The following is a 13,644-nucleotide window of genomic DNA, read 5'->3' on the forward strand; positions in this document are numbered from 1 at the left end:
GTTCCCTCACATTCCCCAATCACGACTGTTGCAAAGGACCGATCCCATGACCGCAATCGCAATAGAGACGCGCCGCGCCCCATCCGCCACTTCCGACCTGCTTGCGGCAGCCGGCCGCGTCCTCCTCGCCGCGATCTTCGTGCTGAGCGGCGTTTCCAAGCTGGCCGACCCGACCGGGACCATCGCCTACATCACCAGCGCTGGCCTGCCCGCCCCGAGCCTTGCCTATGGCGTTGCCGTGGCCGTGGAACTGGTCGGCGGCCTGCTGCTGATCGCCGGCATCCGCACCCGTATCGTCGCTTCGGCCATCGCAGTGTTCAGCCTTGCCGCAGCGTTCGGCTTCCACGCCAACCTGGCTGACCAGAACCAGTTCATCCACTTCTTCAAGAACGTGGCGCTGGCCGGTGGTCTGCTTCAGGTGGCCGCATTCGGCTCGGGCCGGTTCGGTTTCGACCGCCGCTGATCCCTACCCCCCCGCGAGCCGGAGAGCAGTTGCGCTCCGGCTCCACCATCTTATCTTCCGCTGACCTCTCCAAGGAGCATTTCATGACCCGTACCGCTTCCCCCCGCGTCCTGCCGCTCATCGTCGACCGCTGGAGCCCGCGCGCATTCGATGGCTCGGCCGTGCCGCAGTCTGATCTCGACGTGATCTTCGAAGCCGCAGGTCTTGCCGCCAGCGCCTACAACTACCAGCCGTGGCGCTTTGCCTTTGCCCACAAGGGCGATGCGAACTTCGACACGTTTCTTTCCGCGCTGGTCGAATTCAACCAGAGTTGGGCCAAGGACGCGGGCGTGCTGGTCTATGTCGTCTCCGATGAATTCATGCGCAGCGATCGCGGCGACAACCCGAACCATAGCCACAGCTTCGATGCCGGCGCTGCCTGGGCCAACGCCGCACTTCAGGCGCTCCACCTCGGATACCATACCCACGGCATGACCGGGGTCGACTTCGCCAAGGCTGCCGAAGTGCTCAACCTGCCCGAAGGCTACCGCGTGGAAATGGCTTTCGTGATCGGCAAGCAGGGCGACAAGTCGCAGTTGCCCGACATGCTGCGCGAGCGCGAAGTGGTCAGCGACCGCAAGCCGGTCAGCGAAATCGCTTTCGCCGGACCGTTCAAGGACTAAGGACGTGTGGCGCCGCCCGGCCAAATTGGCTAGGGCGGCGCCATGCTTCGCATCAATGAACTGAAACTGCCTCTCGACCACGCCGCCGAAGACCTTCCGGCGGCGATTTGCGCGCGCCTGGACATCGCTCCCGCAGACCTCACGCGCTACCAGATCTTCCGCCGCGGCAACGATGCCCGCAAGAAGCACGCGATCCTGCTGACCTACGTGGTCGATTGCATCGTGGCGAACGAGGCCGAAGTGCTGGCCCGCTTTGCCGATGACCAGAACGTCAAGCCCACGCCCGACACCTCCTACAGGTTCCCGGTCATGGCCCCCGAGGGCTGGGACGGTGAACGGCCCGTTGTCATCGGCGCAGGGCCTTGCGGGTTGCTGGCTGCACTGATCCTCGCACAAATGGGATTGAAGCCCATCATCATCGAGCGCGGCAAGGCCGTGCGTGAGCGCACCAAGGACACTTGGGGCCTGTGGCGCCGATCCGTCCTCGAACCGGAATCGAACGTGCAGTTCGGCGAAGGCGGTGCCGGCACGTTTTCTGATGGCAAGCTCTACAGCCGCATCAAGGACCCGCGTCATCTCGGCCGCAAGGTGCTCGTGGAGTTCGTCAAGGCGGGCGCCCCCGACGATATCCTGACCGAAGCCCACCCGCACATCGGCACGTTCCGCCTCGTCACCATGGTGATGTCGATGCGCGAGACGATCGAGAGCCTTGGGGGCGAGTACCGCTTCCAGACGCGCGTCGAGGACTTCGAGATCGAGACCGCCGCGGATGGGACACGTCGGATTGCCGGCCTGCACCTGTCGGACGGCTCGTTCCTGCCCGCGCGCCACGTGATCATGGCAGTCGGCCATTCCGCGCGCGACACCTTCCAGGTCCTGTACGACCGCGGGGTCCACATCGAAGCCAAGCCGTTTGCCATCGGCGTGCGCATCGAACACCCGCAAAGCTGGATCGACACTGCGCGCTATGGCCCCAGCGCCGGCAACAAGATCCTCGGTCCCGCGGCCTACTCGATCTCGCACAAGTGCAAGAACGGGCGCACGGTCTATTCCTTCTGCATGTGCCCGGGCGGGCGCGTCGTCGCCGCGACCAGCGAGGAAGGCCGCGTCGTCACCAACGGCATGAGCCAGTATTCGCGCGCCGAGTTCAACGCCAACTCGGGCATCGTCGTCGATATCGATCCGAGCAAGGACTACCCCGGCGGACCGATGGCGGGCATGGCCTTCCAACGCCACTGGGAAAGCCTCGCCTTCGAGGCGGGCGGGCGCAACTACATGGCGCCGGGCCAGAAACTGGGCGATTTTCTGGCAGACCGCCCATCCACCGAATTCGGCAGCGTGATCCCGAGCTACAAGCCCGGCGTCCACCTCACCGAACTCAAGAAGTGCCTGCCCGACTACGTGATCGAATCCATCCGCGAAGCCCTGCCCGCCTTCGGTCGCATGGTCCCGGGCTATGACCACCCTGACGTGGTGATGACCGGGGTCGAGACACGCACTTCCTCGCCCGTCCGCATCACGCGCGGCAAGGATTGCCAGAGCCTCAACACACGCGGCCTCTACCCTGCCGGCGAGGGCGCAGGCTATGCCGGCGGCATCCTTTCGGCCGCGGTTGACGGGATCAAGGTGGCCGAGGCCCTCGCCACCGAACTCCTCGCGTGAGCGCCGCCGACTACGACGCGATCATCCTTGGCGCGGGCGCGGCGGGGCTGATGGCTGCGCTGACGGCAGGCCAGCGCGGGCGCCGCGTCCTGCTGGTCGATCACGCCGACGAGCCGGGCAAGAAGATCCTGATCTCGGGCGGCGGACGCTGCAACTTCACCAACATCCACACGGCGGCAGACCGTTACATCTCCGAAAATCCGCACTTCGCGCGCTCCGCCCTTGCGCGCTACACGCCTGCAGACTTCATCGCGCTGGTCAATCGCCACGGCATCGCCTGGCACGAGAAGACGCTTGGCCAATTGTTCTGTGACAGTTCTGCCCGGCAGATCGTGGATATGCTGATGTCCGAATGCCGCGATGGCGGCGTGATCTTCGCCTTCGGCCAGGGCGTGAGTGCAGTGGATCACGCCGACGGTCGTTACCGCGTGACGATCGATGGCCGCGAAAACCGCGCCCCCGCCTTGATCCTTGCAACCGGTGGCCTGTCCATACCCAAAATGGGCGCAACCGGCTTCGCATTCGAAATCGCGCGCAAGTTCGGCCTGCCGGTGGTGCAGACCCGCCCCGCCCTCGTGCCCTTCACCTTGGGTGAAGACGAAGCGCTGTTCCGCTCACTCTCGGGCGTTTCGACCGATGTCGTCACGCACTGGGGCAAGACATCCTTCCGCGAGGCCGCGTTGTTCACGCACAAGGGCCTGTCGGGACCGGCCATGCTGCAGATTTCCTCGTACTGGCAGCACCGCACGCCGATCGCCGTCAACTTCCTGCCCGAAGAAGGCGCCGACTGGCTGATCGAGGAAAAGCGCCAGCGTCCCCGCGCGGCCTTCCGCTCCGCGCTCGCACGCCGGCTGCCGGAACGGCTTGCAGAAGCGCTTGGCAGTCGGCTCGGCCTGGAGGGCGAACTTTCCGCCATGCGCGACGCTGACTTGCGCAAGGCGCAGCAGCAACTTGCACGCTGGCCGTTCAATCCCAACGGCACCGAAGGCTATGCCAAGGCGGAAGTCACCGCTGGTGGCATTTCCACCCGCGCGCTGAACCAGAAAACCATGGCTGCAGTAAAAGCGCCTGGCCTTCACGCCATTGGCGAGGCCGTGGATGTGACCGGGTGGCTGGGGGGATACAATTTCCAGTGGGCCTGGGCCAGCGGCCGTGCGGCAGGCGAAGCCGTTTGAACGCCAGGCTTAACTCTCGATCAGGTCCAGATAAGCCACCACATCATTGTCGGTTGCGATGAACAGCCCTTCCTGAACTTCAACCGGCTGCTCGGCCGCGATGCGCAGCGCCTCGCTCAACGGCCCATAGAACAGCGTATCGGCCGAACCGCCCTCGGGCCCGTCTCCGAGATGGTAAAGGCGAACGCTTGCTTCATCGTGAGTGGTGCGCATGCAACTGCGATGCCATGGACTCGGTGTATTGTCATCCATCGGCTTGCTGAACCGGACGTACGGCCTGTCGCATTCATGGAAATTTAATCGGCCAATTCGTTGATCGGAAAGCGTTGTCAGGACAATGTGAGCGCGAGGTCAGGGCGTGTGCCGGTGCTTGAGCTCGAAGCAGCGGCGCATGCAGGGGAATACCATTTTTATGTTACAATCGAAGCGAGGCGTTTCATCGCCCGACGCCAGGCATAGTGCCCGCAATCGCTTCGCCATGCAGCGGGCGATTTGCACATGAACGCGCTGCGCCTGAAGCTGTGGGTGTCGTTGGTGTTCGTGCTGTTCATCGTCGCGGTGCCCGGTGTGATTGCCAACCATGCGGTGAAAGTCATCCGTGCGCAGCAGGCTAGGTCGGAAGCCTCGTCGCAATCGCTCAGCGCGTTCCAGCGGCTTGCCGTTCTGGGATACACCCTCCAGCAAGAGCGCTACACCGATCCGGCCGCTTTCGTACAGGACCGCGAACTCTACATCGATGGCGTCCGCTCCCACGTCACCAATGCGGAGCGTTACATCAACGCCGAGATCAAGATGATCAGCGAGACGCCGCTCAAGCGCAAGCAGCGCGCCTCGGAGATAGAAGAAGAAGTCCAGCAGCGGGAAACCCTGAAGAAGATCGGCGCCAGCCTCGAGCGTTCGCTGAGGGGCGATAAACCGGATACGGTCTGGGAAGACCTCGTCTTCGAAGCGATCAAGATCGAGGAGCGCGAGGCCAAGGAGTATCACCGCAGCTCGATCGAGACGTTCCAGGGCGTAATCGATACCCTGACGCTGACGGTAACGGTCGTGACCGTTTGCGGCCTGCTCGCCGTGTTCTGGGGGCAGCGCCAGCTGATCCGCCCGCTCGGAAACCTCCTGCAAGGCACGCGCGCCATGGCCGAAGGCGATTACAACCCGCGCGTGCCCATCGTCGGCACAACCGAATTTCGCGCAATCGCCGAGAGCTTCAACATCATGGCATCTCGTGTCGGCAAAAGCGCTGATACGCTTCGCAGGTCCAACGAGGAGCTTGAGCGGGCCGTTGCCCGGCGCACCAGCGAACTTGCCGCAACCAACCGTTCGCTTGAGCGCTCGAACCGGCTGCGTCAGCAGTTTCTGGCCGATGCCAGCCATGAACTGCGCACCCCCCTTTCCATCATGCGCAGCGAAGCCGAAATCACGCTGCGCAATACCTCGGCTCAATCGGTTGACCTGCGCAGCGCGCTGGATCGGGTGGTCCGCTTGTCAGAGCTCATGGCCGAAATGATCGAGGACATGCTGAACCTGGCGCGTGCAGAAGAGCCGATGCTGCATACCACCATCGAACCGGTCGACGCGGTTGCGGCAGTGACCGACAGCATCGCCGACTTCCACCGCGTCATCGAAGCAGACGGCGGGCAGATCGTGCTTCACGAGGGGCCTTCCAGAGTTATCGTCGAAGGCGACGAAGCCCGCCTCAAGCAGGTGATCCGCATCGTCGTCGACAACGCGGTGTGCTATTCCACTCACGCCCCCAATGTCGAAGCATCGGTCGGCGTGGAGGAGGATCAGGCCGTCATAACCATCACCGACCACGGCGATGGCATTCCCGCCGAAGATCTGCCCTACCTGTTCCAGCGGTTCCGCAGGGGCAGCAGACGTAGCGGCAGCGGGCAGGGTCTTGGCCTGTCGATCGCCCGCTCTATCACCGAAGCCATGGGCGGAACAATCAGCCTGACCAGCCGGGTCAACGTCGGCACGGTCGTCACCATACGCCTCCCTCTAATGTCGTCCGATGTGCCGACAGATGGTGCAAGCTCATGAAACTGCTTCTCATTGAAGATGAGGTCGAACTCGCCGCAACGCTGCACCGCGGCCTTGCCCAGGAGGGCCACAAGGTAACGCTGGCAACCGACGGCGCCACCGGTCTGGAATTGGCGACGAACCTTGCGTTCGACTTCATTCTTCTGGACGTGAACCTGCCGGATATGAGTGGCTTCGATCTCTGCTCGGCCCTGCGCGAAGCTGCCGTGGCAACACCCATCATCATGGTAACCGCCCGCGACGACGTGGCGGACCGCATACGCGGTCTCAAGGGTGGGGCGGATGACTACTTGCCCAAGCCCTTCGCATTCGAGGAATTGCTGGCCCGGATGGATGCGGTCAAGCGCCGGATGGAGCGACACCATTTCAGTCCGATCCAGCCCGATGGCAGTCTTACAGTGGGCGATCTGCACTTTGACCCCCGGACAATGACCCTCACCCGCGCCGGGTCGCCGGTACAGTTGACGGTCAAGGAGATGGGCGTGCTGCGGCTGCTGATGGAATCCCCCGGCACCGTCATTTCGCGAACCGAGATCCTGCGTGCGGTGTGGGGCATCGAGGACGATCCGCTGACGAATATCGTCGAAGTCTACCTCAGCCGCCTGCGCCGCAAGCTTCACGCGCTGGGCCCGCCCATCGTCGAAAACGTCCGCGGATTCGGCTACCGCCTCACGGCCTGAAGGCTGCACCGCTCGAAGTGACGGTTACTGGAGTGTCGCGTCACAGCGCGACACGGCACGACATCGCGTGCTTGGAGTCAATGCCAGGCCAGCCGCACGATCAAACCCAACTTGCCAAGGCGCGCCACGTCTCGTGCGTCACCAGAAGTGCAGGCCACCGTCACTCATACCGGCAGGTTCCGAAACGCCTGTTCGGAGGACTGCCTCGCCTCTGGCAAGAGCCGCGACTATATATCTGATCTTTCGGGAAATGCCTGGTAGCGGAGGAGGGACCTATAGAACCACCTTATCACACTGTATTAAAGAGATATTCGGAAGACTGAGCCCTGAAATACCCCCACCGATACCCCCGTTTTTGGTCCTTTTGCGATGGGGTGCACCTCCCATGCGGCCAACCGGTTTGAGAGCCAAACCAAGACCAGAGATGTGCATCTGAAGCTGCGAATCCGCGAAGCTACACCCCCGTCCGCTTCCTTGTATGTGGCTACGGCGTGGAAGGATCGCAGCCCCTCATGGCCACATGTCCCGCCGCGCCTCATAGCTGATGCCATTCTCATCGGCGAAATCACGAGTGGCGTAATAGGTGCCGAACCGGTCTCGCAGAGCCTCAGCCAGTGCGTCAGGCGAAACCGGCTGTGCGAGCACCAGCAGTTCTGCCAGCCGCTCTTGCGCGTCCGGACCGAAGCGGATCTGCACGGCGAACTCGTAATCGACGTCGGCGCCGAAGTGGTAGTAGTCAGCCACAACTGCACCATCCTCAACGATGAAGGTATGGCCTTTGTTCGAGTTTGACGGCGTCCTCGTCGAGACTTCGGAACCCGGTGCCTGTGGCAACTCAAACAGCGCGGTGCCCTGCGCGTGAATGGTGTCGAATGTGTTTCGGCGTGCAAGTGGTGCCCACCTGACTCGGTGATCGGCGCCTAATCGGGGACCACCCCCGGGTCATCTATGGTCGTCAGCTTTTTTGGTTGGCGACGAGGCGGAGGATGACGACGGTGGAGACGATTGGACGGATCAGGCGTGCGTATTTCGTGCAGCGGCAATCGGTGCGGGAGATCGCGCGGCGGCTGCATGTTTCGAGGAAGACGGTCAGGAAGGCGATCGAAGCGGAGGACGGCAAGTTCGGCTACGATCGCACGGTTCAGCCGAAGCCCAAGCTCGGCGCCCACGTTGCCGAGCTCGAGCGGTTGCTGGCGGAGAACGAGCGCAAGCCGCGGCGTGAACGGCTGACGCTGATCCGGCTGTTCGAGGCGCTGCGGGCGCAAGGATATGAGGGTGGCTACGATACGGTTCGCCGCCATGCACGTCGCTGGCAGCGTGAGGAAGTTGGTCGCACGGCGACCGCGTTCGTGCCGCTGAGCTTCGAGCCCGGCGAGGCCTACCAGTTCGACTGGAGTCATGAGGTCGTTGTGCTGGCGGGCGTGACGACGACGGTGAAGGTCGCGCATATGCGGCTGTGCCATAGCCGGATGTTCTTCGTACGTGCCTATCCCCGCGAGACGCAGGAGATGGTGTTCGACGCCCATGCTCGAGCCTTCGCCTTCTTTGGCGGCGTCTGCACGCGGGGGATTTACGACAACATGACCACCGCGGTGGATGCGGTGTTCCTGGGCAAGGAGCGCAAGTTCAACCGCCGCTTCCTGCAGATGTGCAACCATTATCTGGTCGAGCCGACCGCGTGCACGCCGGCGGCGGGATGGGAGAAGGGGCAAGTCGAGAAGCAGGTGGGTGTAGTGCGCGAACGTTTCTTCACGCCCCGGCTGCGCTTTGCCAGCTACGAGGAGTTGAACGCCTGGCTGCTCGACCGCTGCCTGGAACATGCCAGTGCCCATCGGCATCCCGAGTGTCGTGACCGTACCATCGCTGACGTGTTCGAGGACGAGAAGCCGGCGCTGATGCGCATGCCGACGGCTCCGTTCGATGGCTTCCACTCCGTCACCGCCTCGGTCTCCAAGACGCTCCTGGTGCGGTTCGATTACAACAAGTACTCGGTGGCGGCCCGGGCTCTCGGGCGGCCGGTTGAGGTCCATGCCTATGCCGGCCGCATCGTCATCCGCCAGGGCGACGATATCGTCGCCGAGCACGATCGCCGCTTCGGCCGCGAGCAGACCGTTTATGATCCCTGGCACTATGTGCCGGTGCTGGCGAAGAAGCCTGGGGCGCTGAGGAACGGCGCGCCGTTTAAGCAGCTTGCGCTGCCCCCAGCACTGGAGCGTCTCCGCGGCAAGCTGAAGGGCAGCGACGATGGCGACCGGCAGATGGTCAAGATCCTGACGGCGGCCACGGTCGACGGTCTCGACGCGCTGGAAGCCGCCGCCGCCGAAGCATTGGCCCAGGGGGTTACGAGCGCCGATGTCGTGCTCAATATCCTGGCCCGGTCCCGATCGGCGCCGATGGAGCCCAGCATCGCCACGCCCGAGCATCTGCAGCTCAAGATCGAACCAATCGCCGATGCTGGCCGCTATGATCGGCTGCTGCCCGTGCGGAGGGCAGCATGATGATGGAGCGCCATGAGATCATCGACTTGATGGCCGAGTTGAAGCTCGCCGGCATGCGTCACGCCTATGATGAGGTCATTGCCGACGCCCTCAAGCGCCAGCACCCCGTCCAGCACGTCGTTGGCGACCTGCTGAAGGCTGAGGTCGCCGAGAAACACGCCCGTTCCATCAAGTACCAGATGACCGCTTCCAAGCTGCCGCTCGCCCGCGAGCTCGACGGCTTCGAGTTTGCCGGAACGCCGATCAACGAAGGGTTGGTGCGCGACCTTGCCGCCGGCAGCTTCCTCGCCAGCCAGCGCAATGTCGTGCTGGTCGGCGGCACGGGATCGGGAAAGACCCACCTCAGCATCGCCATCGCGCGCAACTGCATCCGCGGCGGCGCCCGCGTCCGGTTCTACAACACTACCGATCTGGTGAACCTGCTCGAACTGGAGACCCATCAGGGCCGGACCGGCAAGCTCGCCGAACATCTCTCGCGGCTTGACCTGCTGATCCTCGACGAACTGGGCTATCTGCCGTTCGCCCGTACCGGCGGACAGTTGCTGTTCCACCTCGTCAGCCGGCTCTATGAGCGCACCTCGGTCATCGTCACCACCAACCTCGCGTTCGGCGAATGGCCCACGGTCTTCGGCGATGCCAAGATGACCACCGCTCTGCTCGACCGGCTCACGCACCACTGCGACATCATCGAGACCGGCAACGATAGCTGGCGCTTCAAGAACCGCAGCTGACCACCACCTGGAAAAGAAGGCGATTTACGCCGTGGCGGGATGCCTCCGGGCTACGCCCTCCGCCATCCCGCCACGGCGTAAGCGCGCATCAAACCCTGGTCCCCTATTGCACGCCGATCCCGGTCCCCGTTTGCGCGCCGATTGACAGCCCTGACGATGGTCTGATCCACCATAGCGACAGGGGCGTCCAATACCTTGCCATGAACTACACCCAGCGCCTGGCCGAGGCGAACCTGGTGCCGTCAGTCGGCAGCGTCGGCGACAGCTACGACAACGCGCTCGCCGAGACGATCAACGGCCTTTACAAAGCCGAGGTCATCTGGCGCCAGCGGTCATGGCCGAGCGTGTCGGCGGTGGAAATGGCCACCCTGCGCTGGGTAGACTGGTTCAACCACCATCGCCTGTTCGGCCCCATAGGGCATATCCCGCCCGCCGAAGCCGAGGCCAACTACTATGCAGCCAACGAGACCCTCGATATGGTCGCATGACTCAAATGAAACCGCCTCCGGAAAACCCGGGACGCTTCAAACGGCGCTCCATGTTGCCCCGAGGGCACAAGAATTTTCGAGCATCCTGGGACCAAGATAGATCAATAGATGCGCACTCTTTTGACCTGCGCGTAGCTCCAATTCGCGCGCATAACGAGCTAGCTGTTCCTTATCCGCCGGCGCCCGGATCTTTGCCTCTATACCGATGATCGTTGTGTCGGTCTCGATGACCAGATCGACGCGATGCGCCGCGTCACCCATCGGCAAGAACTCAGTGTGCACATGGTAGCCGCCCTCAAGTGAGATACTGTCACCGCCGTTTACGCGTCTCAAAAAAGCCGACAGGAATTCCGTGGCTAAATCGCCAATGCTCGATCGCATCCAGAGACGTGCCAGCGCAGCGACATTGCGACGCTCGTCTGTGCCAAGGCCCGCAGCGCTCCAGATGTTAATCCCGTCTCCGCGTTTGGTGCGGGCTGCAATCAAGCTCCGAAGTTCGGGAACCACCTGCGCGAAACGCTCCGCAGGCATTGACAGGCCCCGTCCAATGCAGGGTGGGGCCGTGGTCTTAGGCAGCAGCCTACGTGCGCCGACCGCAAACTCACCGAGACGATAAGCAAGGCTGTGTCGTGAACCTGATTTCCGCCAGCTCTCGGCGAATGCCTCAATTTGTTGGGTAGTAAGCCTCATAGAGTGGGCCCTTCAGTAGGCACCTCACCTTCCGCGCTCGCGGCGGCGCCCCCATCCATCATTGCGTGCAGAAGCGCTAAGATGAAATCAGCTGCACGCTGAACCCTGTCCTCCCTGTCCACCAAGCTCACTTCGCGCATGCTAGGCGGATCAATGCCCTCGGGTACGCTATCGCTCTGACTGATGGGTAGGTGCCAAAACACACTGAAATCGGTTTCGTCAGCATCAGTCTCGTTGACGCACTGCTCAACGCCGAACGCTGAAAACACCGATTGGACTTCGATGTTGTCCGGATGCCCTACAGGCAGATAGATCCGCCATCCGTCTTGGCGGGACGCAACTGTTATCCCTGCCCCATCAAGACGCAACCATTGTCCGGATTCGATCAGTTCGGTCTGTTCTCTGGTCAGGCGGTTGGCCATTTTCTCATCCACCTTGGCGCAAACAGCATCAAGATAGGGATCGGTATCACGGTAGGCCCATTCCACATTGTGGTGCCGGCGCACGACGTAACCCATCCGAACCGCCCCATCGACTTTAGCGGGCGAATAGCAGCCTTGAGCGGATTCACGCATCGACGGATACGCAACAAAGTAGTAGCGCCAATCGAACCAGTGCACTGAGGAGCGTCCGGTCAGAAAAGGTTGGACCAGCGATGCCTCTAACCGGCATTATTCACCAGCACATCGATCACGCCGAATTCGCCCAGCACGCTTTCGACCAGCGTTGCCCAATCGCCCTCTGCGGTAACATCCTGCTGCACCAATCGGAAACGGCCGCTGCCGTGACGGCTTTCGATGTCGGCGGTGATGGCATCCGCATCGTCAACGCGCATGTCGGTGGCGATCACCGCCCGCGCGCCTTCGCGCAGGAACGCATCGCAAACCGCGACGCCGATGTTGCCGGTGCGGCCCGCGCCGGTGACGATCGCGACTTTGCCCTCCAGACGGGCCATTTCCCTCTCCCTCATGCGCCCCAGGAATCAATAACAGGCGGTTTCATTTCAAGGTGTAGAGCGGCGACACCCAAGTCAAGCAGCGCACCCTTGCCGTGATCGCAACAGTTCAACCGGTGCTCAGGGCATCCGTGAGCAGGCCGGCGACGAACTGCGCGTTGGCCGACGGCGCGCAACAATCGTGCTCATCGCCGCTGGGCTGGCCGGGGTTGCTTCCGCATCGCAGGCGCGCCACACCCGCAGCGTGACCATACCCCCAGCCGAAAAGATCGCCCTCGCCGCCGCCGACCTGTGCCTCCAGCGCGGGCTTGGCAGCGTGACGATGCGTTCGGTCGCCGCCGCAGCCCATGTCGCGCCGTCTGCCGTGGTCTATCACTTTGCCACCCGCGAAAAGCTGCTGCTGGCGGTGCTGGATCGGCTGGCGGTGCAAGTCTGCGCGGCGGCCGAGGAACTGCGCGATGCGCCGGACGATATCTGCACCGCGCTGGCCGATGCAGCCTCGTTCGTGTCGGCAGTGTTGCCCCCCCTGATCAATGCGCAGGGGCAGGCGATTGTCGCCATCGACGAACTGGGGCTGGCTCTTGCCAGCGGCGATGAAGCAGACGCCTCCCGCGCCCGGATGGAACAATTCCACCGCAAATGCCGTGATTTCTGGACCACCCTGCCCCACGTATCGCGCGAAGACACGCTGGCGCGCGAGATCTGGGCGGCCGTGGCACAAGGGATGATCCCGCTCGTCATGCTGGATCGCAATCCCATCAGCCGTAACGTCGAGGTCATACGCCTGGCCCATCGCCTGTCGATCCGGCTGGCCGGCGGACAGGCGATGCTGGTCGGCGATGAAGCCGCGGACGACCGGGCGGGGCGGGATGATGCGGCCGACATTTCACGCCCCAAGGGAAAGCAGCAGATCGTCGACGCCACCATCCGGTTGAGCGGCGTGCTGGGCGTGGACGGGCTGACCCATCGCAAGATCGCAGCGGAAGCCGGGCTCTCGGTCGCATCGACCACCTATTTCTACCCGACCAAGCAGGACATGGTGATCGATGCCGCCCGAGAATTGCAGGCGCGCGCAATCAACGCAGTGGTCCAGGCCGCCGATGCCAAGGCAGGAATTCTGTCGCGCATAATGCTTGACCAGGCTGGCGAACGGCGTGCCGACCTTGCCGCCCTGGGCGCCTTCTCCAACGCTGCGGTGCGCAGCGGCGGGCTGGGCGAACTTGCCACCACTTTCCGCAGGCTGCGCGGCGCAACCGCCGTTCACTGGCTCCGCTCGCTTGGCTTTGCCGAGGTGGACCGGCTCGACGGGCTGCTGTGGGCCATGGCCACCGTGGCACTTGGCAACCAGGCATTCACGCTGCCCCGTCACGAACGCGCGCCCTATCTGGACGCCACCTCGCACGCATGGCTCGAACGCCTGTTCGCCTGACCGGCAGTGACGGCGCCACGAAACTGTACCATTGTGCAGGATGCGCTTGACGCACCCCATCCTCAAAACTAACCAAGCGCTTTATGGGCTGAGATACCGCTGTTTTTCCGGCGCGATTCGCAATCCAGAGAAAGATGACACGAAAGGGAAGCTGTTCATTTGTTCAGC

At 63.1% G+C, this 13,644-nt stretch carries 14 protein-coding genes and 1 pseudogene; 10 read left to right on the forward strand and 5 right to left on the reverse strand.

Going from position 1 to position 13,644, the window contains the following annotated elements; all coding sequences use genetic code 11:
• Positions 1-46 precede the first annotated feature (46 nt).
• The 4 genes from HGI46_RS13675 to HGI46_RS13690 all read left to right on the forward strand — a co-directional run bounded on the left by HGI46_RS13675 (position 47) and on the right by HGI46_RS13690 (position 3,962).
• Positions 47-463, forward strand: a complete 417-nt coding sequence (locus HGI46_RS13675) for a DoxX family protein (RefSeq protein ID WP_168904651.1) — start codon at positions 47-49, stop codon at positions 461-463.
• An 83-nt stretch (positions 464-546) separates the two neighbouring features.
• Entirely contained in the window at positions 547-1,125 is a 579-nt protein-coding gene (locus HGI46_RS13680; RefSeq protein ID WP_168904652.1) for a nitroreductase family protein, read from the forward strand.
• A 42-nt stretch (positions 1,126-1,167) separates the two neighbouring features.
• A complete protein-coding gene (locus HGI46_RS13685; protein ID WP_168904653.1) occupies positions 1,168-2,787 on the forward strand; it encodes an NAD(P)/FAD-dependent oxidoreductase in 1,620 nt (539 codons plus the stop codon).
• A complete protein-coding gene (locus HGI46_RS13690; RefSeq protein WP_168904654.1) occupies positions 2,784-3,962 on the forward strand; it encodes an NAD(P)/FAD-dependent oxidoreductase in 1,179 nt (392 codons plus the stop codon). The genes HGI46_RS13685 and HGI46_RS13690 overlap by 4 nt, the downstream gene beginning before the upstream one ends.
• A 9-nt stretch (positions 3,963-3,971) precedes the next feature.
• Here HGI46_RS13690 and HGI46_RS13695 read toward each other — a convergent pair whose 3' ends face one another.
• Positions 3,972-4,175, reverse strand: a complete 204-nt coding sequence (locus HGI46_RS13695; RefSeq protein WP_118073547.1) for a hypothetical protein — start codon at positions 4,173-4,175, stop codon at positions 3,972-3,974.
• 285 nt (positions 4,176-4,460) lie between these two features.
• Here HGI46_RS13695 and HGI46_RS13700 point away from each other — a divergent pair, with 285 nt between their 5' ends.
• Both HGI46_RS13700 and HGI46_RS13705 read left to right on the forward strand, forming a co-directional pair.
• Positions 4,461-6,005 (forward strand): HAMP domain-containing sensor histidine kinase, encoded by a 1,545-nt coding sequence (locus HGI46_RS13700; RefSeq protein ID WP_168904655.1) that lies wholly within the window; start codon positions 4,461-4,463, stop codon positions 6,003-6,005.
• Positions 6,002-6,685, forward strand: coding sequence for a response regulator transcription factor (locus tag HGI46_RS13705; RefSeq protein ID WP_118073545.1), 684 nt, complete (start codon positions 6,002-6,004; stop codon positions 6,683-6,685). The genes HGI46_RS13700 and HGI46_RS13705 overlap by 4 nt, the downstream gene beginning before the upstream one ends.
• A gap of 510 nt (positions 6,686-7,195) precedes the next feature.
• Here HGI46_RS13705 and HGI46_RS13710 read toward each other — a convergent pair.
• Positions 7,196-7,429, reverse strand: coding sequence for a hypothetical protein (locus tag HGI46_RS13710; protein ID WP_168904656.1), 234 nt, complete (start codon positions 7,427-7,429; stop codon positions 7,196-7,198).
• A 242-nt stretch (positions 7,430-7,671) separates the two neighbouring features.
• On the opposite strand from HGI46_RS13710, the gene istA reads away from it, so the two are divergent.
• From istA to HGI46_RS13725, 3 genes and pseudogenes are all read left to right on the forward strand, one after another.
• On the forward strand, positions 7,672-9,183 hold the full coding sequence (gene istA / locus HGI46_RS13715; RefSeq protein ID WP_168904657.1) for an IS21 family transposase: 1,512 nt from the start codon (positions 7,672-7,674) through the stop codon (positions 9,181-9,183).
• A complete protein-coding gene (gene istB, locus HGI46_RS13720) occupies positions 9,183-9,914 on the forward strand; it encodes an IS21-like element helper ATPase IstB (RefSeq protein WP_277346340.1) in 732 nt (243 codons plus the stop codon). Before istA ends, istB begins: the two co-directional genes overlap by 1 nt.
• Positions 9,915-10,072: 158 nt before the next feature.
• A pseudogene (locus HGI46_RS13725) lies at positions 10,073-10,402 on the forward strand (integrase core domain-containing protein); the annotation flags it as partial.
• 36 nt (positions 10,403-10,438) lie between these two features.
• On the opposite strand, the gene HGI46_RS13730 reads toward HGI46_RS13725, so the two are convergent.
• From HGI46_RS13730 to HGI46_RS13740, 3 genes are all read right to left on the reverse strand, one after another.
• Positions 10,439-10,933 carry a PD-(D/E)XK nuclease family protein gene (locus tag HGI46_RS13730; RefSeq protein ID WP_168904658.1) on the reverse strand — a complete coding sequence of 165 codons (495 nt, stop codon included), beginning with the start codon at positions 10,931-10,933 and terminating at the stop codon, positions 10,439-10,441.
• 155 nt (positions 10,934-11,088) lie between these two features.
• Positions 11,089-11,712 carry a hypothetical protein gene (locus HGI46_RS13735; RefSeq protein ID WP_168904659.1) on the reverse strand — a complete coding sequence of 208 codons (624 nt, stop codon included), beginning with the start codon at positions 11,710-11,712 and terminating at the stop codon, positions 11,089-11,091.
• A 41-nt stretch (positions 11,713-11,753) separates the two neighbouring features.
• The gene (locus HGI46_RS13740; protein ID WP_168904660.1) at positions 11,754-12,047 is read right to left on the reverse strand and encodes an SDR family NAD(P)-dependent oxidoreductase; all 294 of its coding nucleotides are present in this window, start codon (positions 12,045-12,047) and stop codon (positions 11,754-11,756) included.
• Between the two features lie 244 nt (positions 12,048-12,291).
• Between HGI46_RS13740 and HGI46_RS13745 the strand changes: the two genes are divergently transcribed.
• Positions 12,292-13,476, forward strand: coding sequence for a TetR family transcriptional regulator (locus HGI46_RS13745; RefSeq protein WP_206065727.1), 1,185 nt, complete (start codon positions 12,292-12,294; stop codon positions 13,474-13,476).
• Positions 13,477-13,644: the final 168 nt, after the last annotated feature.

This window comes from Novosphingobium sp. ERW19 (assembly GCF_012641315.1).
GTDB lineage: Bacteria > Pseudomonadota > Alphaproteobacteria > Sphingomonadales > Sphingomonadaceae > Novosphingobium.